The organism is Nesterenkonia halotolerans, assembly GCF_014874065.1.
Taxonomy (GTDB): Bacteria; Actinomycetota; Actinomycetes; order Actinomycetales; family Micrococcaceae; genus Nesterenkonia; species Nesterenkonia halotolerans.
Genome location: NZ_JADBEE010000002.1, coordinates 684,110 through 710,161, shown reverse-complemented (window position 1 = coordinate 710,161; position 26,052 = coordinate 684,110). Strand labels below are relative to the sequence as shown.

Annotated in this window: 21 protein-coding genes; 7 read left to right on the top strand and 14 right to left on the bottom strand. The window is 67.7% G+C overall.

Translation table 11 applies throughout. The features are described from left to right. Window positions 1–6 precede the first annotated feature (6 nt). Window positions 7–1,014 carry a quinone oxidoreductase family protein gene (locus tag H4W26_RS13475; RefSeq protein ID WP_192592705.1) on the top strand — a complete coding sequence of 336 codons (1,008 nt, stop codon included), beginning with the start codon at window positions 7–9 and terminating at the stop codon, window positions 1,012–1,014. A gap of 55 nt (window positions 1,015–1,069) precedes the next feature. On the opposite strand, the gene nagB is transcribed toward H4W26_RS13475, so the two are convergent. From nagB to H4W26_RS13440, 7 genes are read right to left on the bottom strand one after another with little or no spacing between them, the layout of a single operon-like run. Next, the gene (nagB, locus tag H4W26_RS13470) at window positions 1,070–1,852 is read right to left on the bottom strand and encodes a glucosamine-6-phosphate deaminase (RefSeq protein WP_192592704.1); all 783 of its coding nucleotides are present in this window, start codon (window positions 1,850–1,852) and stop codon (window positions 1,070–1,072) included. A gap of 53 nt (window positions 1,853–1,905) precedes the next feature. Further along, complete coding sequence (locus H4W26_RS13465; RefSeq protein WP_192592703.1) at window positions 1,906–4,794, bottom strand: FAD-binding and (Fe-S)-binding domain-containing protein; 2,889 nt, start codon at window positions 4,792–4,794, stop codon at window positions 1,906–1,908. Beyond that, on the bottom strand, window positions 4,785–5,780 hold the full coding sequence (locus H4W26_RS13460) for an N-acetylglucosamine kinase (RefSeq protein ID WP_192592702.1): 996 nt from the start codon (window positions 5,778–5,780) through the stop codon (window positions 4,785–4,787). The genes H4W26_RS13465 and H4W26_RS13460 overlap by 10 nt, the downstream gene beginning before the upstream one ends. Next, complete coding sequence (gene murQ / locus H4W26_RS13455) at window positions 5,777–6,709, bottom strand: N-acetylmuramic acid 6-phosphate etherase (protein WP_192592701.1); 933 nt, start codon at window positions 6,707–6,709, stop codon at window positions 5,777–5,779. The genes H4W26_RS13460 and murQ overlap by 4 nt, the downstream gene beginning before the upstream one ends. Next, window positions 6,706–8,202: a sodium:solute symporter gene (locus tag H4W26_RS13450; protein ID WP_192592700.1), complete on the bottom strand. Its 1,497-nt coding sequence runs from the start codon at window positions 8,200–8,202 to the stop codon at window positions 6,706–6,708. The genes murQ and H4W26_RS13450 overlap by 4 nt, the downstream gene beginning before the upstream one ends. A gap of 48 nt (window positions 8,203–8,250) precedes the next feature. Next, entirely contained in the window at window positions 8,251–9,435 is a 1,185-nt protein-coding gene (locus H4W26_RS13445) for an anhydro-N-acetylmuramic acid kinase (RefSeq protein WP_192592699.1), read from the bottom strand. Further along, entirely contained in the window at window positions 9,432–10,154 is a 723-nt protein-coding gene (locus H4W26_RS13440) for a GntR family transcriptional regulator (RefSeq protein ID WP_192592698.1), read from the bottom strand. Before H4W26_RS13440 ends, H4W26_RS13445 begins: the two co-directional genes overlap by 4 nt. Before the next feature lie 113 nt (window positions 10,155–10,267). On the opposite strand from H4W26_RS13440, the gene H4W26_RS13435 reads away from it, so the two are divergent. Continuing rightward, entirely contained in the window at window positions 10,268–11,434 is a 1,167-nt protein-coding gene (locus H4W26_RS13435; RefSeq protein WP_192592697.1) for an N-acetylglucosamine-6-phosphate deacetylase, read from the top strand. A gap of 25 nt (window positions 11,435–11,459) precedes the next feature. On the opposite strand, the gene pheT is transcribed toward H4W26_RS13435, so the two are convergent. The 7 genes from pheT to H4W26_RS13400 form a co-directional block, all read right to left on the bottom strand. Continuing rightward, window positions 11,460–14,006 carry a phenylalanine--tRNA ligase subunit beta gene (gene pheT / locus H4W26_RS13430; protein WP_192592696.1) on the bottom strand — a complete coding sequence of 849 codons (2,547 nt, stop codon included), beginning with the start codon at window positions 14,004–14,006 and terminating at the stop codon, window positions 11,460–11,462. A gap of 3 nt (window positions 14,007–14,009) precedes the next feature. Continuing rightward, on the bottom strand, window positions 14,010–15,059 hold the full coding sequence (pheS, locus tag H4W26_RS13425) for a phenylalanine--tRNA ligase subunit alpha (protein ID WP_192592695.1): 1,050 nt from the start codon (window positions 15,057–15,059) through the stop codon (window positions 14,010–14,012). 50 nt (window positions 15,060–15,109) lie between these two features. Then, a complete protein-coding gene (locus H4W26_RS13420) occupies window positions 15,110–16,177 on the bottom strand; it encodes a hypothetical protein (protein WP_192592694.1) in 1,068 nt (355 codons plus the stop codon). 267 nt (window positions 16,178–16,444) lie between these two features. Further along, a complete protein-coding gene (locus H4W26_RS13415; protein ID WP_225940037.1) occupies window positions 16,445–18,142 on the bottom strand; it encodes a glycoside hydrolase family 13 protein in 1,698 nt (565 codons plus the stop codon). A gap of 146 nt (window positions 18,143–18,288) precedes the next feature. Further along, on the bottom strand, window positions 18,289–19,209 hold the full coding sequence (locus H4W26_RS13410; protein WP_192592692.1) for a carbohydrate ABC transporter permease: 921 nt from the start codon (window positions 19,207–19,209) through the stop codon (window positions 18,289–18,291). Next, window positions 19,209–20,147, bottom strand: a complete 939-nt coding sequence (locus tag H4W26_RS13405; protein WP_192592691.1) for a carbohydrate ABC transporter permease — start codon at window positions 20,145–20,147, stop codon at window positions 19,209–19,211. Before H4W26_RS13405 ends, H4W26_RS13410 begins: the two co-directional genes overlap by 1 nt. Window positions 20,148–20,164: 17 nt before the next feature. After that, window positions 20,165–21,427 (bottom strand): ABC transporter substrate-binding protein, encoded by a 1,263-nt coding sequence (locus H4W26_RS13400; RefSeq protein WP_192592690.1) that lies wholly within the window; start codon window positions 21,425–21,427, stop codon window positions 20,165–20,167. A gap of 132 nt (window positions 21,428–21,559) precedes the next feature. Between H4W26_RS13400 and H4W26_RS13395 the strand changes: the two genes are divergently transcribed. From H4W26_RS13395 to H4W26_RS13375, 5 genes are all read left to right on the top strand, one after another. Beyond that, window positions 21,560–22,786, top strand: a complete 1,227-nt coding sequence (locus tag H4W26_RS13395) for an ROK family protein (RefSeq protein WP_225940036.1) — start codon at window positions 21,560–21,562, stop codon at window positions 22,784–22,786. Window positions 22,787–22,853: 67 nt separating this feature from the next. Continuing rightward, the gene (locus H4W26_RS13390; RefSeq protein ID WP_192592688.1) at window positions 22,854–23,582 is read left to right on the top strand and encodes a CDP-alcohol phosphatidyltransferase family protein; all 729 of its coding nucleotides are present in this window, start codon (window positions 22,854–22,856) and stop codon (window positions 23,580–23,582) included. 5 nt (window positions 23,583–23,587) lie between these two features. Beyond that, the gene (locus tag H4W26_RS13385) at window positions 23,588–24,064 is read left to right on the top strand and encodes a DUF2231 domain-containing protein (RefSeq protein ID WP_192592687.1); all 477 of its coding nucleotides are present in this window, start codon (window positions 23,588–23,590) and stop codon (window positions 24,062–24,064) included. A 68-nt stretch (window positions 24,065–24,132) separates the two neighbouring features. Beyond that, window positions 24,133–25,170 carry a glycosyltransferase family 4 protein gene (locus H4W26_RS13380; protein WP_192592686.1) on the top strand — a complete coding sequence of 346 codons (1,038 nt, stop codon included), beginning with the start codon at window positions 24,133–24,135 and terminating at the stop codon, window positions 25,168–25,170. Then, window positions 25,125–26,051, top strand: coding sequence for a methyltransferase domain-containing protein (locus H4W26_RS13375; RefSeq protein WP_192592685.1), 927 nt, complete (start codon window positions 25,125–25,127; stop codon window positions 26,049–26,051). Before H4W26_RS13380 ends, H4W26_RS13375 begins: the two co-directional genes overlap by 46 nt. Window position 26,052: the final 1 nt, after the last annotated feature.

The following is a 26,052-nucleotide window of genomic DNA, read 5'->3' as shown; positions in this document are numbered from 1 at the left end:
GCCGCCATGAATGAACAGAGCGTTTTCCCAGAGGATCTGCCGGACAGAGCACGAGTGGTGCACGCCGCGCAGGCCGGGGGGACAGAGGTTCTCGTCCCGGCCGAGGTGGCCCTGCCTGAGCCCGGCCCCCACCAGGTGCTGGTGGAGACTGCCGCCGCGGGTGTGAACTTCCTTGAGACCTACCAGCGCAGCGGCGTCTACCCGATGGAGTATCCCTTCGTCCCTGGCACCGAGGCCACCGGAACGGTGCTTGCCGTCGGCGAGTCCGTGGAGAGCCTCTCCGCAGGCCAGCGCGTGACCACCATGGAGGCCGCCACCGGCACCTATGCCTCGCATTTCCTGGTCGACGCCTCCAAGGCGGTGGCGGTGCCCGATGAGGTCACCGATGAGCAGGCCGCCGCACTGCCGCTGCAGGGCATCACCGCCCACTACCTGATGAACTCCACCTATCGGGTCGCCCCCGGGCAGACCGTGCTGACCCACGCCGGAGCCGGCGGGGTCGGTCAGATCCTGACCCAGCTGCTCAAGGCCAAGGGAGCCCGAGTCATCACCACCTGCTCCACCGAGGAGAAGGCCCAGATCGCGCAGGCTGCGGGAGCCGACTACGTGCTCGGCTACGAGAACTTCGCCGAGAAGGTTCACGAGATCACCAAGGGCGAGGGCGTCGCGGCCGTGTTCGACGGCGTGGGCAAGGAGACCTACCTGGGCTCGTTGGAGTCCTTGGCAGTCCGTGGCACCTTCGTGCTCTACGGCGGCGCATCAGGTCAGGTGCCCCCGCTGGATCCGCAGGATCTCAATCGCCGGGGAGGCCTCTACCTCACCCGGCCCTCCACGCACTGGTACCTGCGCAACGCCGAGGAGCGGTCCTGGCGCTACGCAGAGCTCTTCGAATCACTCACCAGCGGGGACCTGAAGCTCAGCATCGGGGCGAGCTACCCGCTGGAAGACGCAGGCCGCGCGCACGATGACCTGGAGAACCGGCGCACCACCGGAAAACTGGTGCTCACCCCCTGAGGGTTGCCGCCGTGCCTCGCTGGGACCGGGGCAGGTGAGAGCTGAGACGAACAGCTCAGAGCCCCTGCCAGCCAGGTTTTGACGCGTAGGTCTGTCGGTAATAGTCGGCAAGCTGCAGCCGTGACGCCGCTGCCTCGTCGACGAGCACCGTGGCATGGGGGTGCAGCTGCATCACAGTGGCCGGCCACAGAGCCGAGATCGGGCCCTCCACGAGCTGGTGAACGGCTTCCGCCTTGTGCCTGCCGGTGGCAAGGAGCACCAGGTGTCGAGCCTCGGATATCGTGCCCAGCCCCTGGGTCACACAGTGCACCGGAACCTGGTCCAGCTCACCGCCGAAGAATCGCGCATTGTCTGAGCGAGTCTGCGGAGCAAGCGACTTGATCCGAGTGCGCGAGCTCAGCGATGAGCCCGGTTCGTTGAAGCCGATGTGACCATCGGTTCCAATGCCGAGCAGCTGGAGGTCCACTCCCCCGGCCTCAGCGATAGCCTGCTCATACTCTGCGCAGGCGGCTGGGATGTCAGCCGCGAGCCCGTCCGGACCGTGGACCCGCTCACCGTCCCAGTGCACCCGATCCACCAGTTCCGCCGCGATCACATTGCGATACCGCTGCGGGTGATCCGCGGGGAGCCCCACGTATTCATCCAGCATGAAGCCCCGCGCGCGCGCGAAGGACAACCCCTCGTGCTCATGCCGACGAATCAGCTCCCCGTAGACCGCCAGCGGACTCGATCCGGTGGCAAGGCCAAGGGTGGAGTCTGTCTCGCGACGCAGCAGCTTCTCTATCGCGTCTGCGGCGAGCTTCGCCTGTTGCTCACCTGAGGCAATGATGACCTCCATCACCAATCACGTCCTTTTCTCGTTTCGGATCTGCAGTGTGAAAGTCGTCCCATTCAGCGTCCTGCCGGGGTGCTTCGTTCCGTTCGCCGTGCAGCGACGTCGGCGGCGACCTCCAGCACGTGACGGTAGGTGCGTCCGGTCGCGCGGGTCATGGCGATCTCGCACGCGCGATTGGACGAGGCGTGAGCGGCAGCATCGATCTGCTGGACTTCGCGTGCTTCGGCCGCTGTCGCGGAGGCGGTCAGCTCGGGATGCAGCATTCCGCGGTCTCCGGCGAACCCGCAGCAGGCCCAGTCATCGGGCACGTGCACCTGGTGCGCGACGGCCCGCGCAATACGAAGCAGATCTGCTTCCCCACCAGTCTTCGATGTGGAGCAGGTGGGATGCAGCGTCAGCGACTCGATACGCTGTCCAGGCTCGATCTCCAGCTGCGGCAGCACGCGCTCGGCCACGAAATTCACGGCGTCGATGACCCGGCCTGCTCGCGGATCTCCCGCCGCCTGTGCAGCAGCCATGATCGCTGCCACACCTTCTGCGCAGGAGCTTGCGTCCACGACGACGGGCAGCAGGCCATCGCCCCGATCATCGAGGAGTCGCCTGGTTCGATCCACCGCGTCGAGGACCTGCTCGGCCATCGCCTCATGACCCGCGGCAAGTCCCTTGGAGGACCATGGGGTGCCGCAGCACAGTGAATCAACCCGCTCCGGCATGACCATGTTGAGACCCGCGATGCTGCACAGCTCGACGACCGAGGACTGCGCCCCTCGCGATCCGTCCGGGGCGGCGAACATCGCACCCTGACAGCTCGGCAGGAATATGGCAGACACAGGTTGCCCAGCATCCCCGGCATCGCTCGCGCGGCTGCGGCGCCGCCCGCCGGAGGGAAGGTCCGATGTCCACAGCGGCACCGTCTCGGCCCCCAACAGCGAGCGCGCGGAGGCGTTCGGCCAGGCGATGGCGGCGTCCGGCATGCGCGATGCGGCATCAAGCCCACGACCGGCGGCCTGCGTGACGGCTGACCATCGTTGGGCAGCCATTCTCCCCAGGCGCTGCTGCGCGGGGCCCCTGTTCTCCTCGCGCAGCCGTTTGACCAGTGCGCCGGTGTCGATGCCTACGGGGCATGCGGTCGCGCACATGCCATCGGCGGCACAGGTCTGAAGACTGTCGTACTCCTGCTGCGAATCCAGCTCGGCGACGAGGGTGCGATCCCCTCGCGCCAGCGCACGCTCGCGCTCCCGGCGCACGACGATCCGCTGCCGAGGGGTGAGCGTGAGATCCCGGCTGGGGCAGACCGGCTCGCAGTAGCCACACTCGACGCAGCGATCCACCTCAGCATCGACTCGATCCACCGGCTTGAGGTGATTCAGATGTGCCTTGTCATCCGCAGTGAGCACCACGCCTGGATTGAGGACCCCCGATGGATCACAGGCTGACTTGATCCTGTGGAGAACCTGGACCAGGTTCGGGGAATATTGACGATCGATGAACGGCGCCATTGCCCGTCCCGTGCCGTGCTCCGCCTTGAGGTTGCCCCCCTGCCGAAGAATCAGCTCCACGAGATCCTCGGTGAAGGCGGCCAATCGCTCCAGCGCCGCGGGGTCTTCGGTGTCCTCTGTCAGCATGAAGTGGATGTTGCCGTCCTTCGCATGACCGAAGATCACTGGATCCACATATCCGTGGTCTGCCAGCAGCGCAGAGAGCTCCTCGCAGGTCCGGGCGAGGTGCTGAACGGGCACCACCACGTCCTCCAGGAGAGCCATGGTCCCGGGCGGGCGTGCACCCGCGACCGCCGCGTAGAGTCCCTTCCGGACTGCCCACAGCTGCGCGCGGTGACTCGCGTCTCGAGTCAGCTCCACCGGATGCGTCGTCGTCGCCTGCTCCAGGGTCGAGGCCACTTGCGCGAGGTGTTGGTCGAGTTCGAGCGCTGAATCGGCGCGATACTCGACGAGAATGGCGGCGTGAGCCTCTACCGTGAGGTCCGCGATGACGGCGGGGACCTCGGGGCTTCGACTCGCCACCTTCAAGGAAGTGGCGTCCATCAGCTCCAGGGCCTTGGCCCCGGTGCTGACCAGTTCGGGCAGTGCACGAGCCGCGACGTCGAGCGAGTCGAAGACCATGAGTCCGGTCGCACAGTGGGAGTGGACCGGCACGGTGCGGAACACCGCTTCGGCCACGAATCCCAGGGTCCCCTCGGAACCGATCATGAGCTGCAGGAGCATCTGGACCGGATCGTCGCAGCGGCAGAAGGCGTCGAGGGAGTATCCCATCGTGTTCTTCATCGAGAATCGTTCAGCGATCTCGGTCATGGCGGACGGATCTGCTCGAACCTGATCCCTGAGGGCCTCAAGTTCGGTGACGAGTCCGGGCTCCTCCGTACGAAGAGTCTCCAGGGCGTCGCCTCTGGAGGTGTCCACGACTGTCCCGGAGGGCAGCACGAGCGTCATGGATTCCAGGGTCTTTGCACTGTTGTGCTCGATCCCCGCGGCCATGCCCGAAGAGTTGTTCGCGATCACTCCGCCCACGGTGCAGGCCGCCTCGCTCGCCGGGTCCGGTCCTAGCGCACGGCCATGACGCGCCAGGCGGATGTTGGCAGCGCGAAGCGTGGCGCCTGGCTGGACCCGAACGCGGCGCCCCTCATCAAGCACCTCGATCGCGCGAAAGCCTCGCCTGGTGTCGACCTGGATGCCCGCCCCGCAGGACTGTCCGGACAGACTCGTCCCTCCCGATCTGAAGGTCACCGAGGTGTCATGCTTGGCCGCCAGGTGAAGCACGGCGCTCACCGAAGCGATGTCCTCCGCGATCACGACCACCTGTGGAATCAGCAGATAGTGCGAGGCATCGTGAGCACGTGAATACAGGTCGATCGCACGGTCGAGCACGTTTTCGGCGCCCAGCTCACGGCGAAGCTCGTCGATCAGGGGTGCGGTGGTTCTCAGCTCCATACGTACCCTTCCTGTGGTTTCAGCACGCCTCTTGCGTGGAGTCGCGCCAGAGACAATGAGCCTTCCAACGGATCTCCCAGGGCTTCGCCGATCAAGACGTCCGCCCGCTGGTGGGCGACTTCCTCGGCAAAGGCCTCGCTGAGCAGCGGTCCGGCACCTACGAGTCCACCGGTGAGCACGAGTTGTGCTGGGACGTCCTCCCCCAGCGCCGCGAGACCACTCTTCGCGGCCTCGCGGCCCGCAGCACGGACCAGGTCACGGGCGGTCTCGTCGCCGCGCACGGCGACGGCGACCACCTCGGCGGCGAATTCGGCGAGTACACCCGCCCGATCGTGCCGCGTGTAGAGCTGAGCAGGCCAGGATTCGGGCTCACCGAACCGGTGACGAGCAGTCGCCAGCAGAGCATGACCACGGGGATCGACGCCGTCGTAGGCCCGCATGGCCGCTTCCAGGCCATACCGCCCCAACCATGCCCCACCGCCACGATCACCCAGAAGGTGTCCCCACCCATCGACTCGACGCCAGGCGTGATCATCCACCGCCGCCTCCATGCCGGGATGGCTGATCGCGATGGCACCTGTGCCCAGCGCCACCACTGCTCCTCCCGCCTCGCCGAGCGCGCCGAGATGGGCCGTGACTGCATCGATGGCGATGGCAGTTGGCGTCCCGAGTTCGGCGCGCAGCTGCACGGCCAGCTCTTGAGGGTCCTGCACCAGGGACGCCAGCCCTGAGGCTCCGATACCGACTCCGCTCAGGCGCGAGGTCTCCTCTGGCCAGGACGTCATGGCATGAGAGAGCATCTCGCGGATCACCTGCGGGGCGGAGGACCCGCCGGCACGCACCTCGATTCGAGGCCCGTCCAACACTCTGCGGCGGCCTCCGCCTGAGGGCAGTACCGCAAGACGGCTCCCCGAACCTCCCAGGTCGAGGCCCACCAAGGCCCCAGGAAGCTGCCGCTCCCGGGGATCTTCTGCCGTGTGGATCATGGACGGCTCACAGCACTTCTGGGGTCTCGGAGAGCCTCGCGCACGGAACCTGCATGCTGGTCCAACAGCTCGGCCGCTTGTTCAACGGGCAGGTCCCCCAGCGCGGAGAGGATGCCCACCTTGAGGTCTCCTCCGGTTCTTTCAAGCAGGGCCCCGGCCTCGGCCTCATCGAGATCCGCCGCTTCGCACAGGATGCGGGTCGTCCTCTCGCGGAGTTTCGCGTTGGTCGCCACCACCGAGACCATCAGGTTCTGCCAGGTGCGACCAAGTTCGATCATCAGCGCGGTGGAGAATCCATTGAGCACCAACTTCTGCGCGGTGCCTGCTTTCATCCGAGTGGAGCCGGTGACGACCTCCGGGCCGGTGTTCAGGAGAAGGTGCTGGTCCGCGTGGCCCGCCACTCGAGCATCCGGGTTGCTGGAGATGAGCACGGTGTACGCGCCAGCACCCCGTGCCGCCTTCAGCGCACCTGCCACATAGGGAGTGTTGCCGCTTGAGGCGATGCCGATCGCGAGGTCATCGGAACTCAGCCCGCTCGCATCGGCGCGTCCAGATTCGATGGAGTCTTCTGCATTCTCGACGGCTTCCACGAGGGCCTGGGATCCACCGGCTATATGTCCTACGACGCGACCTGGTTCGAGGTTGAAGGTGGGCATCAGTTCGCTGGCGTCGAGGACTCCCAGCCGACCCGAGGTCCCTGCCCCGAAGTAATGCACCGTCCCTCCTCGGCGAAGCCGCCGCGCAGCCTCGTGCACCACGGGGGTAAGCTCGGGCAGCACCGCAGCAACCGCATCCACCGCCACGCGATCCTCGGTGTTGAGCAGCTGCAGGACCTCCAGAGTGTGGAGGTCATCGAGGTTCATGCTGCGCGGATTGCGCTGCTCGGTCGGGGGCAGGGCGCCGGGGGTGAACCCCGGACTGGGGCTCATCGCTGCATCTCCGTGAGCTGGACCGGCGCTGCGGGGGTGGAGTGGCGCAGCGAGAGCAGTCCCCCGACGGCGAATGTCACCAGGACACCCATCAGCGGGTACCACTGCCACGCCACCCAGACTTCTCCCACCACATATTTCTCCATCACGAAGAAGAACGCATTGACGGCGACCGCGAAGACGAACGCGATGTTCGCGTCGGCCGCGCGGGCCCGCTTGTTGATGATGCCGAACATGAAGGCTCCCAGCAGTCCGCCGTAGGTGATTCCGGCGACTCCCAGCGCGAGGACGACGATGTTGCCTTCGTCGGAGCGGAACACCATCGCCGGAGCGATGAACGCGAGTCCCCAGCCGATGGTGGCCCAGCGACCTGCGCGGAGGCCCTGCTCGTCGGTGAGGGGGGTCTTCTTCAGCCGCGCGTAGACGTCCGTGACCGTGGAGGAGGAAAGCGCGGAGAGCGAGGAGGACAGTGTTGACATGGCGGCCGCCAGGATTCCGGCGAGCAGCAGTCCAGTCACGCCTGGTGGCAGACCCTCCACGATGAACATCGGGAAGATCTCGTCATCGCGGGTCAGTCCCAGCGAGTCAGGAGTCGCCTGATCGTAGTAGCCCCACAGCGCGAGTCCCACCAGCAGGAAGATGGCGAACTGGAACAGCACGATGACGCCGGAGACGATGATGGCCTTCTGTGCCTCCGCCTTGGTGCGGCAGGCCAGGAGCCGCTGGACGACAAGCTGGTCGGAACCGTGCGAGGCCATGGCGAAGACAGCGCCGCCGAGCAGCGATGCGATGAAGGAGCCGCTGGTGGAGATCGGGTTGCCCTCGAAGATGAACAGGCTCAGCTTGCCGGCCTCGGCGGCCTCTGTGAACCAGCCTCCGCCGGTGGCTGAGGTGATCACGATGATGGAGAGGATGCCACCACCGACGTAGAGGAACATCTGCGCCACATCGACCCAGACGACGGCCTTGATGCCGCCGATGAAGGTGTAGAGGATGGTGACCACTGCGAGCACCACGATGATCGTGAAGTAGTTGGCGTTGATGCCGATTCCGTCGAGGATGATCTTCAGTGGAATCGCGGCGGCCAGCACGCGGATGCCGTCTGCCAGGAGCCGCGTGATCAGGAATGTCACGCCGGCGGTGGTCTGTGTGCTCTGTCCGAAGCGCTTGCCGAGGTAGGCGTAGGCGGTGACCATCTCGCCGTCGTAGTAGCGCGGCAGCATGAAGAACGCGACGACCACGCGTCCCAGGATGTAGCCGAGTCCCAGCTGAAGGTAGGAGATGTCCCCCAGGTAGCTCATGACGGGGATGCCGATCACAGTGAGCGCGCTTGTCTCGGTTGCGACGACGGAGAGACACACCGCCCACCAGGGCAGGTTGCGCCCCCCGAGGAAATAGTCCTTGAGACCGGTCTGCCGACCGCTCAGTTTGATGCCCAGCCAGGCGGTGGCGGCGAGATACGCCACTATCACCAGAAGGTCTATGGTCTGCACGTCGTTCCTCTTTCCATCATCAGGGTGCTTTTTTCCAGTGGTGTGGCCTCAGCTGACGACATTCAGCCGTGCTGGTCCTGTGCTCAGCGGTTCGGGCAGCCGGAGCGGCTCCGCCCCTGGGGTGAACCGGCCTGCGAGCGTCCCGTGGGTTGCTCCGGTGACACGTGGAACCGTTGCCGGCAGGCCGTGCCAGCTGAGCCAGCCCAGCAGCGCCATGAGGCATCCCTCCTTGGCCTCAGAGGGCAGGCCGAAGGCCTCATCGGTCGTGCTGACTGGAACCCCTGCGCCGAGTTCCGCGCGCAGCTCCGCCATCAGGGTCGGGTTCCGCGTTCCGCCTCCCGAGACGGCGATCCCACTCACCCCCAGGGGGAGGCATGCCTGCGCGACCGTGCGCGCGGTGAGTCGGGTCAGCGTGGCGATCACGTCATAGGGGTCCAGCCCTGGATGACGCGTGAGGTGGACGTCCAGGTAGGGGCCGTGGAACAGCTCCTTGCCGGTGGACTTGGGAGCCGGTCGGGCGTAGTAGGGATCCGCCAGGAGATCTGCCAGCAGCGCCTCGTCGACCTGCCCCCGGGCTGCCATCGCGCCGTCCCGATCGAAGGCTCGGGGGTCACCGGTGATTCTGCGCGCCATCACGTCGATCAGGGCGTTGGCCGGGCCGGTGTCGAAGGCGACGGTGTCGGTGCGAGGTGAGACGACGGTGACGTTGGCGATGCCGCCCAGGTTGAGCATCGCCCGTGGCTCGTCTCCACCGACCAGCAGAAGGTGGTCCAACATCCCTGCGAGCGGTGCGCCCTGGCCTCCCGCGGCCACATCGCGAGCCCGGAGGTCCGAGAGGACTGGCACCCCCAGTCTCTCCGCGATCCACGCCGGCTGCCCCAGCTGCAGGGTCGACTCGACGGTGCCCTCGTGCACGTCGTGCCGGACGGTCTGCCCGTGCGACACGACCAGGTCACACTCGAGACCCGTCTGTCCACATGCCGCGGCAACTGCATCGGCGCAGAGCTGGCCGAGCCTGCGGTCCACGCTGCTCACGAGCGAGAGTGGCACCGGATCGGGCTCCAACAGGCGCAGGATGTCCAGAGCGAGGTCCGAGGCGAAGGGCACTTCTTGAAACGCACGAAGGTCCATCTTCAGGGCGGGCTGATCGGCCGGGCCGTCGAGATGAAACTCCACCAGAGCGACGTCGAGGGCGTCAGCGGATGTTCCGGTCATCAGTCCTGCGACGATCATGAGGTCTCCTCCACGTTCATCGCCGGCACGCTCAGTTCAGTCCGGATCTTGTAGCGGTCCCCGCGATAGAGGGAACGCACAAACTCGATGGGCTGGCCTTCGGGGCCCCATGAGGTGCGTTCAAACATCAACGCGGGGGAATGCAGCGGCACGTGCAGGTCTTTCGCCTCGTCACTGTCGAGAACGGTGGGCTCGATGGTCTGGACGCTGCGCCGCACGCTGATGCCCAGTCGCTCGCGGAGCAGGTCGTAGAAGGAACGATCCTCCAGGTCTGCTGCCAGGAGATCTGGCATCAGGTGTCGAGGAACGTTGAGCTCCTCCACGGCGATGGGCTCGTCATCGGCGAGCCTGAGGCGCGTCACCCGGGTGATCTCGTCCGACGGTTCGATGTTCAGCCGACGACCGAAACGAGCTCCAGCAGGCAGCACCTCGAATGCGAGAGTCCGAGCACCTGGACGCAGCCCCCGTGCTCGCATGTCCTCAGAAAATGAGCTGGCAAGCAGCGGCTGGTCCAACTTGGGGCCCAGCGCGAAAACTCCGGCTCCGTGGCGGCGACGCACGGCGCCACGAGCCACAAGCTCATCGATCGCGCGCCGAAGCGTCATCCGGGACACACCGAGCTCTTGAGCGAGATCTCGCTCAGGGGGGAACGGGTCTCCTGCAGACATCTGGTCCAGGCGATCCAGGAGCTGATTGCGCACATCGTGGTATTTGGTCACGCCACTATTGAGACACAGCCCACTCCAAGAATCAAGACCACTGGACTAACTTTGTGTGTGCTGTGATGATGTGAGGAGTCACACCTTCAAGAACCACTGCCCCGGGAGGCCCGATGGATCACGTGCTCTTCGCTGACGCTGCCCTGACCCCCGAAGGGACGCTGGGGCCCTATTGGCTTCGCCTCGTGGACGAGAGGATCGTCGAGGCTGGGCACGGCAGACCTCCGCGGGGTCCTGACGAACACGTCACGGATGCGGTGGTGGCCCCTGGTTTCGTCGATGTGCATGCTCATGGTGGCGGGGCTGCCGCCTTCACGGATGGCGCGGCTTCCGGGGAGCGGGCGCTGGCCGCTCATCGCCGAAGAGGTACGACCACCATGCTGGCCTCCCTGGTCAGCGCTCCGGTGTCCGTGCTCCTGGAACAGGCCGAAGAGCTGCGCCCCCTGGTGGACTCCGGCGAACTCGCGGGGGTTCACCTGGAAGGGCCGTGGCTGAGTCAGGAGCACCGCGGGGCGCATGAGACCGACATGCTGAGCGCCCCGACCCCCGACGCCGTTTCCACTCTGCTCGGACACCCAGCAAGAGACCTGATCCGGTACGTGACACTCGCACCCGAGCGCGACGGGGCAGGAGAGGCGATCGCACGGATGCGCGCCGCCGGGTTCACGCTGGGAGTCGGTCACACCGGCGCCAGCTGCGATCAGACGCGAGAAGCGATCGCCGCGGGAGCTACTGCTGCCACCCATCTGTTCAACGGAATGAAGGGTCTTCATCATCGAGATCCCGGCCCGGCGCTGGCCCTGCTGGAGGATCCCACTGCTTTCCTGGAGCTGATCAGCGACGGCGTTCACCTGGACGCCGAGATGGTCCGCTTCGTCTGGGACTACGCGACGCGCAACGGTGGCCCCCAGCGCCCCGTCTTGGTGTCAGACGCCATGCCCGGAGCCGCCGCCCCGGACGGCCGTTACAGGCTCGGAACGGTCGATGTTGAGGTCCGCGACAGCGTAGCGCGACGAGTCACGCCCGACGGAACCCTCGGCGCTATTGCTGGCTCTACCCTCACCCTCTCGGCTGCCGTGCGCGAGAGCATTCTTCGTTCGAGCATTGACCCCGCGCTCGCGCTGATGGCTGCAACCTCCAACCCTGCCGAGATGATCGGGATCGACGACGCCGGCAGACTGCTCCCGGGCGGGCGTGCGGATCTGGTGCTGCTGGACTCCGCCTGGAATGTGAGCCGGGTGATGCACCGCGGTGGGTGGATCGATGACGCGCGGGCATGACGCGGAGGGATGCGCCTGCGCAGCGTCAGCGCTGCACGGCCCCGTGACGCTGAACGGCCAGCGCCACGGCTGAGGCCCGAGCCTCGGATGCCTCCTCTGCGGTGAGCGTCCGGTCCTTGGCGCGGAAGCGCAGACCATAGGCGAGTGACTTCTTGCCCTCCCCGATGTGTTCCCCGGAGTAGACGTCGAAGAGCTCGATGTCCTCCAGCAGCGACCCGGCGCCCTCGGCCAGCGTGGATTCGAGGGTCGTCGCGGGCAGCGTCTGCGCCACGATCAGCGAGACATCCTGGGTGGTGGGCGGGAAGGTCGAGATCGATGCCGCGCTGACCTGCTCGGGTGCGGCGGCGATCAGGGCGGAGAGATCCAGCTCCATCACCGAGGTGCGGGCAGGGAGGTCCTGATCCTCGATCACCTTCGGGTGCAGCTCACCCGCGTAGCCGACCCTGACGCCGTTCAGCCGCAGTTCAGCGGTCCGTCCGGGGTGGAAGGCCTGGTGGCGTCCCTGGGTGACCTCGAGCTGGACCCGCAGCAGGTCCGCAACCTTCTCTGCGGCGTCGACGGCGTCCGCCCAGTCTCGACGCCGGCCCGCCACACCTGGCAGCTCGGCCGGTTCTGCGCCGGAGACCACCGCGGCGATGTGCAGCGGCTGCTCCGGGATGCCTGCATCCAGGTCCGCCAGCACGTCCTCGCCGGGGTAGGCGCCGAGCGCGGGAATCGTCGCGGATCCCAGCTGCCCCTTGGGCAGGAAGACCAGTCCAGCCTCGAAGAGCGCGAGATCGGTGAAGCCGCGTGAGACGTTGCGGCGCACGGCCTCCAGCAGCCCCGGCAGCACCGTGGTCCGCAGCGCGGGATGCTGGCTCGCGATGGGGTTGGCCAGTCGGAGCATCGGCATCGGCTCGCCGGTGTCCTCCGCGCGGCCGAACAGCGTGTTCGCCGCCTCGGAGTAGAACGGGTAGCTGAGCACCTCGGTGAACCCGGCGGCGGCCAGCCCGGCGTAGACGCTGCGACGGCGCTGCTGTGAGACGGTCAGTCCCCTGCCTGCTGGAGGCACGGGAAGCCGCGAGGGGATCTGGTCATAGCCGATGAGCCGCGCGATCTCTTCCACCAGGGAGGCAGGGATGCTCAGGTCGGGGCGCCAGCTGGGCGGGGTGACCAGCAGCTGGTCCCCGGACTGGGTCACCTCGGCTCCGATGGCGGTCAGCGTCGCCTGGATCTGCTCCTGCGTGTACGCCACGCCGGTGAGCTTCTCCGGCAGAGCGGGGTCCAGCGCAATCGGCTCGGGCAGGACCGGAGTGCCGGCGTCGGTGAGCTCAGCCGCGTCGGTGCCGCCCGCGAGCTGGACCAGCAGGTCCACGACCCGCTGTGCCGCGAGCGGGGCAAGCTGCGGGTCCACGCCGCGCTCGAAGCGCTTGGAGGCCTCGGAGGGGAGCTTGTGCCGGCGCTTGCTGCGGCTGACGCTGATCGGATCGAAGTACGCCGCCTCCACGATCACCGCGGAGGTGGTGTCGTCCACCTCGGTGCGCGCACCGCCCATGACTCCGGCGATCCCGATGGCACCGCGCGCATCGGCGATCACCAGATCCTCGGCGTGCAGGCTGCGTTCCTTCTCATCCAGGGTGATGAGCTTCTCCCCTGCCGCGGCACGGCGGACCTGGATGCCGCCGTCGAGCTTGGCCGCGTCGTAGCAGTGGTTGGGCTGACCCAGTTCGAGCATCACGTAGTTGGACACGTCCACCGCGATGCTGATCGAACGCATCCCGGCCAGCCGGAGCCGTGAAGCCATCCACGGCGGGGTGGGCGCCTCCGGGTCGATGCCGGTGACCTTGCGGGTGACGAACCGGGTGCAGCCGTCCACCCCGTAGATCGGGGCCTGATCGCTGAGGCTGACCTCGAGACCGGGCCGGGCGGCGTCGTCGTCGGTGGTGATCTGCTCGGCAGGATCGATGAACGGCGTGCCGGTGGCGTGGGAGTATTCGCGAGCCACGCCGCGCAGCGAGAACGCATAGCCGCGGTCCGGGGTCACGTTGATCTCGGCGGCGGAGTCGTAGAGACCCAGCAGCTCCATGGCGTCGGCGCCGACCGCGGGGTCGAGGCCCAGCGTGGAGAGCACCAGGATGCCGTCATGGTCCTCGCCGATGCCGAGCTCGCGCACCGAGGCGATCATCCCGGCGGAGACGTGCCCGTAGGTCTTGCGCGCGGCGATGCGGAAGTCACCGGGCAGCACGGCGCCGGGAAGGGTGACCACGACCTTGTCCCCGACCTCGAAGTTGTGCGCGCCGCAGACGATGCCCTGCACGCCGGAGGGGTCGATGCCCTCCTGGGTCAGGGTCTGGGCGGAGCCCTCGGGCACCACGCGGACCTGGCACCAGTTGATGGTCTTGCCGTTGGACTGCGGCTCGAGGATCTTCTCCAGCACCTCGCCGACGACGATCGGGCCGCTGAGGAAGTCGGTGGGACGGTGGACGTCCTCTTCCTCGAGTCCGACCTTGACCAGCTCGGCCATCAGATCTTCTGCGGTGCCCTCGGCGGGGAACTGGGTGTACTCACGAATCCAAGAAAGCGGAATGCGCATGTCTCAGACCTCCATTCCGAAGTGCTGGCTGAAGCGGATGTCGCCCTCGATCATGTCGCGCATGTCCGGGACGCCGTTGCGGAACATCAGCGTCCGCTCGATGCCCATGCCGAAGGCGAAGCCGGTGTACTCCTCGGGATCCACGCCGGCCGCTCGCAGCACGGCGGGGTTGATCATCCCGCAGCCGCCCCACTCGATCCAGCGCGGGCCGCCCTTGGCCTCCGGGTGCCAGACGTCGAGTTCGGCGGAGGGTTCGGTGAACGGAAAGTACGCCGGGCGCAGCCGGATGGCGGCGTCCTCGCCGAGCATCCGCCGCGCGAAGTGCTCCAGGGTCCCCTTCAGGTCGGCCATGGTCAGGCCCTTGTCCACCGCGATGCCCTCGAACTGGTGGAACACCGGGGTGTGGGTCGCGTCGAGCTCATCGGTGCGGAAGGTCTTGCCCGGGCAGAGCACATAGACCGGCAGCTCGCGGCTGAGCAGCGAGCGGATCTGCACCGGGGAGGTATGGGTGCGCAGCACCAGGTGCGCCTCGGGAGGCTCCACGAAGAACGTGTCCTGCATCTCCCGTGACGGGTGGTCCGGGGCGATGTTCAGCGCGTCGAAGTTGAACCATTCCGACTCGATCTCCGGCCCCTCGGCGATCTCCCAGCCCATCGCGATGAAGACGTCGGAGACCCGTTCCTGCAGCACGGAGAGCGGGTGCCGGGCACCGAGCGGACGACGCCGGCCCGCTGCGGTGACATCGACGGTCTCCTCCACGAGGATCCGCTCGGCGTGCTCCACCTCGAGCACCTCGGTGCGGGCGGCCAGTGCCTTCTGGATCTTCCCGCGAGCGCCGCCGAGCAGCTTGCCTGCGGCGGCCTTCTCCGTCTTGTCCAGGGTCCCGATCTGGCGGTTGGCCAGCACGATCGGGGCCTTGTCACCGGTGTGGGCGAGGCGCGCGGCCTTGAGCTCTTCGAGATCCCCCGCCGCGGCGAAGGCCGCAATGGCCGCCTCGACGCTGCGCTCGATGGCGGACTCGTCCAGGGGGTGCGGTGTTTCGGGCGTGGACATGCTGCTCCCGGGTCAGAAGGGTATGAACAATCTCGGTTAGTTTATGCGGGTCACTGATAGGAGACGAACCACGGTTTCGGGTCGACCTCATAGGTCTGCTCCGAGGTGAAGGTCGGGGAATCCTCGTCATAGAAGTTCTTCCACCCGAGCCAGATGTCCTCGCTGAGCCCCTCCTGCAAGGTGTCGTAGGTGCCCAGCTTCAGATCCGGGGTGCCGTGCCCGTCCGCGTGCAGCACGATCGCCAGCTCGTCATGGGAGGTGTCCACCGCCTCGCGGTTCTGGATCATCGTGTGCTTGAACTGGTGCAGCATCAGCATCTTCTGCGGCAGCTCCTCCTCCGCGGTCAGCTGCGCCAGCCAGTCAGAGACCTCGTTGATCTCCTCGGCGGTGACGGAGCCGATCTGCTGCATGTGCCGCTGGCCTTCGCGCAGCCGCCATTCCGAGTCCAGCGCGAGTCCGACGTGCGGCTGCGCCAACAGGTCCTCATACAGCTTGGCCTGGTCCAGGAAGGTGGAGAGTCCGGGCTGGAGGTCCAGCACCACGTAGATGTCCTCGTCTGCGGCGAGCTCCACCCAGGGTTCGATGACCTCGGGGTCCAGGGCGTTGGAGTAGTCGCCGTCGGCACCGGGTTCGCCGGTCGCCACGGAGGTGATGATCTCGAAGGCCGGCTGCACCGGCTCCTCCGAGTGCTTCTGGTACTGCTCGGCGTAGAACTTGACCCGCTCGGCGGTGTCTTCCGCCTCGGTCTCCCCGAGGACCCCCAGCCCGGGGATCCCTGGCGAGCCGTAGGCGGCGGCGAAGCGCCGATCCGGGAACAGCGTCTGTCCGCCGCCGGGAAGCTCCGCCGGCTCGGCTTCAGGCTCCTCGTCTGCTGGCTCAGATTCTTCCGGGGCCGCCTCGGATTCTTCCGCGTTCTCCTCCGGAGCCTCCGAATCCGCCGAATCGTCGGTGGCCGTGCCCTCGGCCGACGCCCCGGCGGTCCCAGCGGTCTCTCCCGCGCCGGCCGCGTCGTCGTCGGCGTTCTCGGCCCCGCAGGCCGTCAGGGTCAGGGCGAGGGCCAGGGCGCTGAACGTCATCGCGGGGCGCAGCTTCGGGGCGGCGGCAGCTGTGGTCTTCATGGGAGACCACGCTACCGGCACTCGGGCGCGCCGCCGCCACGCGTGCCGTGCGTGCCATGCGTGCCATGCGTGCCATGCGTGCCATGCGTGCCATGGGCACGTGTGTCGCGCGCGGCGGGCGTTCGGTATGTGTGTCGCACCCCTGTGCCATGTCCCATCGCTATGGACGGAAACAGCGATGGGACATGGCACAGACATGCGACGGACGGGGTGAGGAGGCGGCGAGGGCGGGGCGCAGAGAGAGCGCCCCGCCCCCACCCCACCGGGTCAGTGCTGACGCAGCCAGACCGTGGTCTCGGCAGGAAGCTCCCCTGTGCTCAGCGGCTGTGAGCTGACGAGCACCTCACCGGCGGGCAGCGCCACCGCCGACTTACCGAAGTTCGTCACGCAGACCCACCCGCCGGGACGGCTGAAGGCCAGCACGTCGCTGCCCGCGCCGGGCAGCTCGACCCATTCCAGCGTGTCGGCACCCTGCAGCTCACGGCGCAGCTGCAGCGCGCGCCGGTAGAGGCTCAGCGTGGAATCTGCCGCACCGTCCTGGGCCTCCACGCTGAAGTCCGCGAACCACTCGGGCTGCGGCAGGTGTGCCGCGCCGTCGCCGAAGCCGAACGCCGCGCCGGTGCTGGACCAGGGCAGCGGGACCCGGCAGCCGTCGCGGCCCACGCTGAATCCGGGGCTGCGGAAGAAGGTCGGGTCCTGACGGTCGGAGTCGGAGATCTCGGCGACCTCATGCAGGCCCAGCTCCTCGCCCTGGTACAGGTAGGCGCTGCCGGGCAGCGCGAGCTCGAAGAGGGTCGCTGCCCGCGCCCGGCGCAGCCCCTCCTCGGCCTGCAGCTCCGGGGAGCTGCCGCCGCTGAGCAGCCAGTGCGTCCCGGCCTTGTCCTCACCGTCGGCCTTGGGAGGGAGCCCGTAGCGGGTGGCATGGCGGACCACGTCATGGTTGGAGAGCACCCAGGTGCTCGAGGACCCGGACTGTGCCGCAAGCTCGAGGTTGAAGGTCACCGTCTCGCGGAACTGTTCGGCGTCGAAGCTGGCCTCGAGCAGGTCGAAGTTGAACGCCTGACCCAGCCCCTCTGCGGAGGCGTACTTCGGGCGCCGCGAGGAGTCCACCCATGCTTCGGCCACACCGATCTTGGGCGGATCGTATTCGTTGAAGACACCGCGCCATTCCCGGTAGATCTCATGGACCTCATCCCGGTCCCAGATCGGGTGGGACCCGTCCTTCGGTGTGGCGTCCAGCTCGGCCTGACTCGGCAGATTCGCCGGCAGGTCCTTGGAGAGTCCATGGGCGACGTCGACCCGGAACCCGTCCACTCCGCGGTCGGACCAGAAGCGCAGCGTGTGCAGGAAGTCCTCGTGCACCTCGCGGTTGTGCCAGTTCAGATCCGGCTGTTCCTTGGCGAAGCTGTGCAGGAACCACTGTCCCGGGCTGCCGTCGGGCTCGGTGATCCTGGTCCAGGCGGGGCCGCCGAAGATCGAGGTCCAGTCCGATGGCGGCTGGTCTCCCCCGGGTCCGGTGCCATCGCGGAAGATGTAGCGATCCCGTGCAGCGGAGCCCTTGGGCGAGGCGAGCGCCTCGAGGAACCATTCGTGCCGGTCGGAGGTGTGGTTGGGCACGATGTCGACGATCAGTCGGATCCCCGCACGGTGCAGAGCCTCGATCATGGCGTCGAAGTCCTCCAGCGTGCCGATCTTGGGGTCGACGTCGCGGTAGTCGTCGACGTCGTAGCCGCCGTCGGCGAGCGCCGAGGGGTAGAACGGGCTGAGCCACACGGCGTCGATCCCCAGGTCCTGCAGGTACTGCACGCGTGAGGTGATCCCGCGCAGGTCACCGATACCGTTGGCATCGGCGTCGGCGAAGGAGCGGGGATAGATCTGATAGACCGCGGCCTGGCGCCACCACTGGGGGTCGGTGCCCAGTGCGGCGGAGTGTGCAGGTGCTTGGGCGGTGGAGGTGAATGACAAGGGACGGTCATCCTTTCGGTGTTCTGTTCGATGTTTCGGTTGAGGATCTGCAGGGAGTGCTGTGTGGGGCTCTCGGGGGTGTTCTGGAGGGTGATCTGGAAGGTCTTCCCCCGCGGTCTCGGGACCGGCAGGCCGGCTCGGGCTGGTCATTTGACCGCGCCCTGGGTGAGCCCGGAGAGCACCCAGCGCTGGGAGATCACGTAGGCGATGATCGCCGGAGCCATCGCCATCAGGTAGGAGGCGAAGGAGACGTGGTAGTTGTTGCTGAACTGGGTCTGGAAGATCTCCTGGATCACCGGCAGCGTCTGCAGCGTGGGGTCCGCGATGATCAGCGAGGGCATCATGAAGTCGTTCCATGATTTCAGGAACGCGAAGATCCCAACAGTGGCGCTCATCGGTGCCATCAGCGGGAAGACGATCCGCCAGAAGGCTCCTGCGGTGGACGCTCCGTCCATCCGCGCGGACTCTTCCAGCTCAGCCGGCAGCGAGCGCAGGAATGCGGTGAAGAGCAGCGTGCTGAAGGAGATCTGGAACATGATGTGCAGCAGGGCCACCCCCACAGGGTTGGCCAGCTCGACCATCCCAGTGAGCTTGACCTGGGAGAGTGCCAGCACCGGGAACGGTAGGAACATCGCCGCCAGCAGGTAGTAGAACGCCCACCGGTAGGCCCGCTTCTCCCAGTTCCGCGAGATCGCATAGGAGGCCATCGCGCTGAGCAGGATCGTGCCGATCACCGTCGCCAGCGTGATCAGGATCGAGATGGTGAACGCGCGCGGGAAGTCGGTCAGCTCCCATGCCGTGGCGAAACCTTCGAGGCTGAACGGGGCCGGCCAGGCGAAGGCCTCACCCTCCACTGCCTGTTCGCCCGACTTGAACGCCATGGAGACGGTCACGTAGAAGGGCAGGATCACTGTGACGGCGCACAGGATCAGCAGCAGCGTGGTGCCCCATCGGGAGCGATCGGAGCGACGCGAGGTCGGCAGCGTGGAGGCCCCAGGGCTCGCGGTGGAGCGACGCGGTGTGGTGCTTGCAGCGCCGCCGGGAATGGTGGTCGTGGGCAGAGTCATCAGATTCTCGCGTTTCCTCGGGTCAGACGCAGCTGGATCAGTGCGATGGTCAGCGTGATCAGGAAGAAGATCGTGGAGTTCGCCATCTGGTAGGCGTAGTCCCCGTTGTCGAAGCCGGAGAAGATCGCCATGGCCACCGAGCGGGTGGAGGTTCCCGGGCCGCCGTCGGTCAGGCCGACGATGATCTCGTAGGTGCCCAGGAAGTCCTTGAACCCGATGATCACGTTGATCAGCACGAACCCTGAGATCAGCGGCAGCGTGATGCTGCGCAGCTGCTTCCACGCGGAGGCGCCGTCGATCGCGGAGGCCTCATAGACGTCCTGCGGCACCGTCATCAGCCCGGCGATGTAGATCAGCATCGCCTGCGGGACGGCCTGCCATGCGGTGACCAGCACGATGGAGATCCAGGCGAGATCCGGATTCGCCAGGATGGACTCCTCCAGGACCCCGAGCTGCAGCGCCTGTGCTGCCGCCGGGACCGTGTTGGCGAAGATGAACTGGAACACGAAGGCGATGATGATCCCGGAGACCACCATCGGCATCACGAAGATCGTGCGCAGCGCGGTCTTCGCCCGGATCTTGGCGGTGAGTCCGATGGCCAGCGCAAGCGCCACCACGTTGACCAGGACCACGGTGGCCAGGGCCACCCCGATGGTGAACCCATAGGCGGAGAGAATCGCCGGATCGCTGAACATCACCAGATAGTTGTTCAGCCCGACGAATTCGAACTCGCCGAAACCCACCGAGTCGGTGAAGCTGTAGAAGATCCCCATGGCGGCGGGGGTGGTGATGCTCAGCGTGAAGAGCACCAGCGTGGGCAGCAGGAACCAGAGGTAGACGCGATCCGGGCGGGGTCGACGTCGACCTGCAGTCTGGGTCCGCGAGTCCGCCGGGGCTGGCGCCGCGGTTCTGCGAGGGGTGGTGGGAGCAGCAGTCATGGATATGCCTCGGTCTCTCAGCGTCGAGCCAGACGGGCCCAGTCCTCGTCGAGAGTCCGCAATGTTGCTTCCAGACTCTGACCGGTGACGATGCCCTGGGCGTAGTTCTCGAATGGGATGGTGCGTGGAATGGCCTGGGAGACTCCCTGGTAGAAGGCGGCCCGGTCCACGTAGCTCTGCAGGTCCTGAAGCCGAGGATCCTCGACCGCCGGCGCATCCTCACGGACTCCGAACGCCAGGTTGTCCCTGTTGTAGGCATCGGCGATCTCGGGCTGGATCAGGTACCGCAGCAGCTCCCGCGCGGGCTCCTGCGCATTCGAGGCTTCCGGCACCCAGAGGGCGAGGTCGAGGTTCACCCGCACCTTCAGGTCCTCAGGGTTCTCGGTCATCGGCAGCGGGAAGATCCCGATCTGCGCGTCGGGGTTGATCGTGGTGATCTCGCCCAGCGCCCAGGGGCCTTGGAGATACATCGCGGCCTCCCCCCGGGCGAAGGCGACGTTGCCGTCCCCGTAGCCTCTGCTGGCCGCGCCGGGCTGGGAGTAGGCGGCGATCTCGAGCATCTGCTCCAGCGGCTCCCGCAGCGTGCGGGAGAAGGAGACTTCAGCGTCGGGGCCGGCATCGGGGCCGAGCGCGCGCAGCTCTTCAAAGAACTCCGCGACCTCGACGGTGCCTCCCACGCTGTAGTCGACCAGCCCCTGCGACACCGTCCAGGGGTCGGCGAAGGTGGAGTAGATGGGGGTCACGCCGGCCTCTTCGAGGGTTCCGCAGACCTCCAGAAGCTCGGAGTAGGTGGTGGGGACCTCCAGATCGTGCTCGGCGAAGATCTCCTGGTTATAGAGCACCGCGGCCGCCATCATCGAGTACGGAATGACGCTGGTGCGTCCCGGGTAGGTCGGGTACTGATCGATCAGGTTCTGGATGCTCGGATCGATGCGGGCCTCTCCCGCGATATTCGCAAGGTCCGAGAAGGCCCCGCGCTCCTGGAAGCGCACGATCTCGTAGTTGTAGTTCAGGCAGCCCAGGTCTGGCGGGTTGCCGCGCGCGAATCCCGCAGAGAGTCCCGAGGAGGTGTCGTGCACGGCACGGATGGACGGGGCCTGCTGGTTGAAGTCCGCCAGCAGGTCGCCGAAATAGGGAATCGCCTCCGGCTTCGACTGGTGGAAGGAGACCTCTCGGGTGCCTCCTCCGCCGGCGCAGCTCGTGAGCCCCGCTGCCAGCGCGGTGCCGATCACGCCGCCCAGAAAGGCCCTGCGGGAGGGTGTCGGTGTCGAGTGGGCCACCACGCGCCCCCTTCTGTGATGTGGAACACAATTACTTGATTTCCCGACTAAATATAGAGGCTTAATATAAGCGATGCAATAATGTCGAAGAACTTTTTCACCACGAGCCTCCCGACCGGAAGCAGGTCACCCTTGAGTCAGACGCGCCCCACCGCAGGCTCATCCCAGCTCATTCGACAGTTGAACTCCGCCCGAGTGCTCAGCTGCATGTGGGGGCGAGACCCGAGCACCGCCACGGAGCTGATGCACGCCACGGGACTGACCCGCGCGACCGTGCTGGCGCTGTGCCGGGAGCTCACCGACCAGGGATGGCTTGAGGTCTCGGAGAACTCCCGCCAGGCGGGCCAGTACTCGAAGGGGCGTCCGGCGCTGAGGTATGCCTTCAGAGCCGGCGCCAGCCATGTGGTGGGGGTCGATGCGGGGCAGCATCGGATCACCGCCTCCGTGGCAGACCTGCGCGGAACCGAGCTCGGCACCGCGCAGCTGACCCTCGACCCGGAGCCGGCGGACTCCCCTGCGGAGACGGCGCCGCTGCGCAGAGCTCAGATCCTGCAGACGGTGGACACCGCGCTGGAACAGGCCGGCCTGGATCCCGCACAGGTCGCCTGCATGGTCATCGCTGTTCCCGCACCCGTGGACGACGCCGGCGCCTCCCCCGAGGGCCTCAACCCGTTCTGGAGTCAGATGAACCCGGATCTGATCTCGCTGGGCACCGACCGCGGCTGGGACAGCGCCGTGGCGAATGATGCGGATCTCGCGGCCCTGGCCGAGCTGGATCTTCAGCAGTCCTCCAACACCGAATCCTTCGCCGTGATCCTCTCCGGTGAGCGCCTGGGTGCTGGCCTGGTGCTGGGCGGAGATCTGCTGCACCAGCCGCGCGGCGGAGCGGGCGAGCTCGGAATGCTCGAACACGTCACCGGGGTCGGCTCCTCTCATGGGCTCGGTTGGTGGGCTCGACACCTTGCCCGAGAAGCGCTGCGGACGGACCAGGCGCCGCAGGGCCCGCTGGGGGCGCTCACCGCGGAGGAGGTCACCTCGGAGCACGTCTTCGCGGCAGCCCGCGGCGGTGATGCCCTCGCCCTGGAGATCGTCGATCAGATCGCGGACCGGCTTGCCCGGATCTGCGTGGTCATCGCGGGACTGCTGGACCTGGATCGCATCCTGGTCTCCGGAGCCATCGCCCCCGCCCTGACCGGCGTGGTGGAAGCGGCGCGGGAGAAGCTCACCCACTACCTCTATGCGCCATGGCTGGAGATCAACGTCTCGACACTCGGGGCGGACGCCGTGCGGCGCGGGGCGCTTCGGCTCGCCGTGGACCGCATCAAGGCGCAGGCGCTGGACGCGGCTCCGCCCGAGTGACAACGGTGAAGACTCATGGCGGCGGCAGATCCGCGCGATCCACCGGAGCACGGTTAGATTGACTCCCATGACTGAGTCTGTCCGCCGTCCCGCCGCCTCCACGGGCCAGGTGTGGCGCGACGTCGTCGTGCTGCTGCTGATTCCCGGCGTGGTCGCCGTCGTGCTCGCCGTGACGGTGGCCCCGAGTGCGCCGGTGGCTCTTGCCCTGCTCGCCGCCGGGCTGCTGGCCCCCGCGATCGCGGCGGTCTCGGTGCTGCGCCGCCGACCTCGGCGAGTGACCACGGCTGACCGGGTCACTCTCTTTCGCGTCGCGCTGACCGGGGTGCTCGCGGCGACGGCCGTGCTCATCCATGCCGAGGCGCTGCCGCCCAGGACCTGGACCCTCGCCGTGGTGATCGGGCTCGCGCTGGTGCTGGATGCCGTCGACGGCGCGGTGGCCCGGTACACGCGCAGCTCCAGCACTGCTGGGGCTCGCCTCGACATGGAGGCCGACGCCGCGGCGCTGCTCATCGTCTCAATCATCGCAGCGGCGACCGTGGGCTGGTGGGCGGTGGCGATCGGGCTCATGCGCTACCTGTTCGTGGCGGCCAGCTGGGTGCGCCCCGCCCTGCGCGGCGAGCTCAACTACAGCCTCTTCCGCCGCAGTGTGGCCGCAACCCAGGCCGTGGCCCTCTTCCTGGCGCTGCTGCCGGTGGTCCCGGCGTGGATGTCCGGAGTGATCCTGGCGATCGCGCTGACCCTGCTGGTGGCCTCCTTCGGCCGCGACGCCCTGACCCTTGAACGAACAGAGAGCTGAGCCTCATGGACCTGCCCCTGCACCCGCTGATCGTGCACCTCGCGGTGGTGCTCGTGCCGCTGGCCACCATCCTGCTGGGACTCGCGGTCTTCATTCCGCGCCTGCGTGACCAGATCGGCGCCCTCGCCGCAGTGCTCGCGCTGCTGGGGATCGGGGCCTTCGTGCTGGCGCACCGCTCCGGAACCGAGCTGGCGGGACTGGTCGGCGTCCCGCACGAGCACATGCGCTGGGCGGACCCTGCGCTGGCAGTGACCATCGTCTTCGGCAGCCTGACGGCCATCTGGTACATCCTGTGGCTGCTGCTGCGCCGACCCAGCCGCCGCTCACAGTCCGGCCTGCGCACCGCGACCACCACCCTCGGCCTGCTCGCGCTGGCCAGCGGGATCGCCGCCTGCGTGTTCACGGTGCTGCTGGGGCACTCCGGCGGGGAGGCCGTGTGGTCCAACGTGCCCACAGCGCCGAGCCTGTGGCGCTCCCTGTGAGGTCTGGCCCGGTGGGCTCAGCCCCGAGCTCAGACCCCGCACCGGGTGCAACGCAGAGCCCGCGCGCGATGCTCGTTCCCCGCGATCTGCCCGGCCCCAGTGGTGGCATCACCTACAACACGCGGGTCCTGGCAGCCTGGCGCGCCGCAGGGCTCGCAGTCACCGAGGTCGCCGTGCCGGGCAGCTGGCCGCATCCCCGTGAGGAGGACCGCCGGGCGCTGGGCGAGACGCTGCGGCAGCACCCGCGGGTCCTCATCGACGGAATCATCGCCTCCGCGGCACCGACCGAGCTCGCGCAGGCTGCCGCGGCGGGCACGGAGATCTCGGTGCTGGTGCACCTGCCGCTGCCCGCGGAATCCGGCCTCAGCCCGGCACAGCGTGAACGTCTGGCGGCCAACGAGCATGCCGCCCTGGCGGCTGCGGACACCGTCGTCGCCACCAGCGCCTGGGCAAGGGATGACCTGGCAGCCCGGTACCAGCTCGGCGGGGTCGCCGTCGCAGAACCAGGAGTCGACACAGCCGACCTGGCGGAGGGCAGCACACCGCCACGTCTGCTCCTGCTGGGAGCTCTCACTCCACGCAAGAACGCCCTGCTGCTCCTCCAGGCGCTGACCGAGTTGCAGGACCTCACCTGGGACGCCGTCATCGCCGGTCCGGACGGGCAGGATCCGGGGTACGCCGAGCAGCTGCGCCGGGCCACCGCCGAGCTCCCCGAGGGGCGCGTCTCCTTCCCCGGGGCTGTCGCGGGCCAGGACCTGAGCACGCTCTGGCACAGCACCGACCTGCTGGTCCTGCCCTCGGTCGCCGAGACCTACGGAATGGTGGTGACCGAGGCGCTCGCCCGCGGCATCCCCGCGGTGGTCGGCGCCGGCACCGGAGCCGAGGAGGCCCTGCACGGAGCCGGCACCGGAGACCGCGCCGAACTGGCACCGCCGGGGCCCGCGCTGGACCCCGATGACGCCGCGACCTGGGCGCGTACCCTGCGCCACTGGCTCGAAGATGACGCACTGCGGCAGCGCTGGAAGTCCGCCGCGCAGGCGCACCGGGCTAGAATGCGAGCATGGTCAGACGCAGCGCAGGATCTCAAGACGGCGATCCATTGGTGACACGACCGGTGCCCGCCGACTGGCTGGAACAGCGCCGGCGCGCCGACCACGTGGCACGCGAGAAGGCCTCTGGGCTGCTCGAGGACCTGACACGGCGGCTCCGCGATCTCCTCGCTGAGCACGACGACGATGCCGTCAGCGTGATCGATGTGGGTGCCGGCACCGGATCGAACCAGGCCTGGTTGGCGCCGCGCCTCGCCGTGCCCCAGCGCTGGACGCTGTTGGACCACGACGCAGAGCTGCTCGATGTGGCCTCCCAGGCACCTGCGGACTCCGAGGTGGAAGAGACCACCCGCGTGCTCGGCACCCTCGAGGATCTCCCCGGCCTGACGGAGGGCCAGGAAGTCCGACTGGTGACCTGCTCGGCGCTGCTGGACCTGCTCACGCTGGCCGAGGCGGAGACGCTCGCAGATGTGATCGCCGGCCCGCAGGCGAGCGCCCGTGTGACCGCCCTGTTGAGCCTCAGCGTCACCGGAGCGGTGGAGATCCACCCCGCTCATGAGCACGACGCCACCATCTCTGCCGCCTTCGACGCCCACCAGCGCCGCGATCACCTCCTCGGCCCCGATGCCGTGGGCATCCTGGCCGATCTGCTGCGCCAGCGCCGAGCTGAGGTGCACCTCAGCGCCACTGACTGGACCCTGGGCGAGGACGACGCCGCGCTCATCACCCGCTACCTCAGTGACCGCGCCGACGTGGCGGTCGAGAGTGACCCGACCCTCTCGGACATCGCCGCCAACTGGCTGGCCACCCGGAGACAGCAGCTCCGTCGCGGCGAGCTGCAGGTCAGCGTGGGACATATGGATCTGCTTGCTCTTCCCGCCGCCTCAGGTGAGCCCGCCCCGACGGCTGAGCCGAGCTCTGCCGCACCGATCGGATGAC

Excerpts from the sequence above, each read along its gene's own strand:
- H4W26_RS13475 (WP_192592705.1), top strand. The coding sequence starts at position 7 with ATGAATGAACAGAGCGTTTTCCCAGAGGATCTGCCGGACAGAGCACGA.
- nagB (WP_192592704.1), bottom strand. The coding sequence starts at position 1,852 with ATGGAGGTCATCATTGCCTCAGGTGAGCAACAGGCGAAGCTCGCCGCA.
- H4W26_RS13465 (WP_192592703.1), bottom strand. The coding sequence starts at position 4,794 with ATGGAGCTGAGAACCACCGCACCCCTGATCGACGAGCTTCGCCGTGAG.
- H4W26_RS13460 (WP_192592702.1), bottom strand. The coding sequence starts at position 5,780 with ATGATCCACACGGCAGAAGATCCCCGGGAGCGGCAGCTTCCTGGGGCC.
- murQ (WP_192592701.1), bottom strand. The coding sequence starts at position 6,709 with ATGAGCCCCAGTCCGGGGTTCACCCCCGGCGCCCTGCCCCCGACCGAG.
- H4W26_RS13445 (WP_192592699.1), bottom strand. The coding sequence starts at position 9,435 with ATGATCGTCGCAGGACTGATGACCGGAACATCCGCTGACGCCCTCGAC.
- H4W26_RS13435 (WP_192592697.1), top strand. The coding sequence starts at position 10,268 with ATGGATCACGTGCTCTTCGCTGACGCTGCCCTGACCCCCGAAGGGACG.
- pheT (WP_192592696.1), bottom strand. The coding sequence starts at position 14,006 with ATGCGCATTCCGCTTTCTTGGATTCGTGAGTACACCCAGTTCCCCGCC.
- pheS (WP_192592695.1), bottom strand. The coding sequence starts at position 15,059 with ATGTCCACGCCCGAAACACCGCACCCCCTGGACGAGTCCGCCATCGAG.
- H4W26_RS13420 (WP_192592694.1), bottom strand. The coding sequence starts at position 16,177 with ATGAAGACCACAGCTGCCGCCGCCCCGAAGCTGCGCCCCGCGATGACG.
- H4W26_RS13410 (WP_192592692.1), bottom strand. The coding sequence starts at position 19,209 with ATGACTCTGCCCACGACCACCATTCCCGGCGGCGCTGCAAGCACCACA.
- H4W26_RS13405 (WP_192592691.1), bottom strand. The coding sequence starts at position 20,147 with ATGACTGCTGCTCCCACCACCCCTCGCAGAACCGCGGCGCCAGCCCCG.
- H4W26_RS13390 (WP_192592688.1), top strand. The coding sequence starts at position 22,854 with ATGACTGAGTCTGTCCGCCGTCCCGCCGCCTCCACGGGCCAGGTGTGG.
- H4W26_RS13385 (WP_192592687.1), top strand. The coding sequence starts at position 23,588 with ATGGACCTGCCCCTGCACCCGCTGATCGTGCACCTCGCGGTGGTGCTC.
- H4W26_RS13380 (WP_192592686.1), top strand. The coding sequence starts at position 24,133 with ATGCTCGTTCCCCGCGATCTGCCCGGCCCCAGTGGTGGCATCACCTAC.
- H4W26_RS13375 (WP_192592685.1), top strand. The coding sequence starts at position 25,125 with ATGGTCAGACGCAGCGCAGGATCTCAAGACGGCGATCCATTGGTGACA.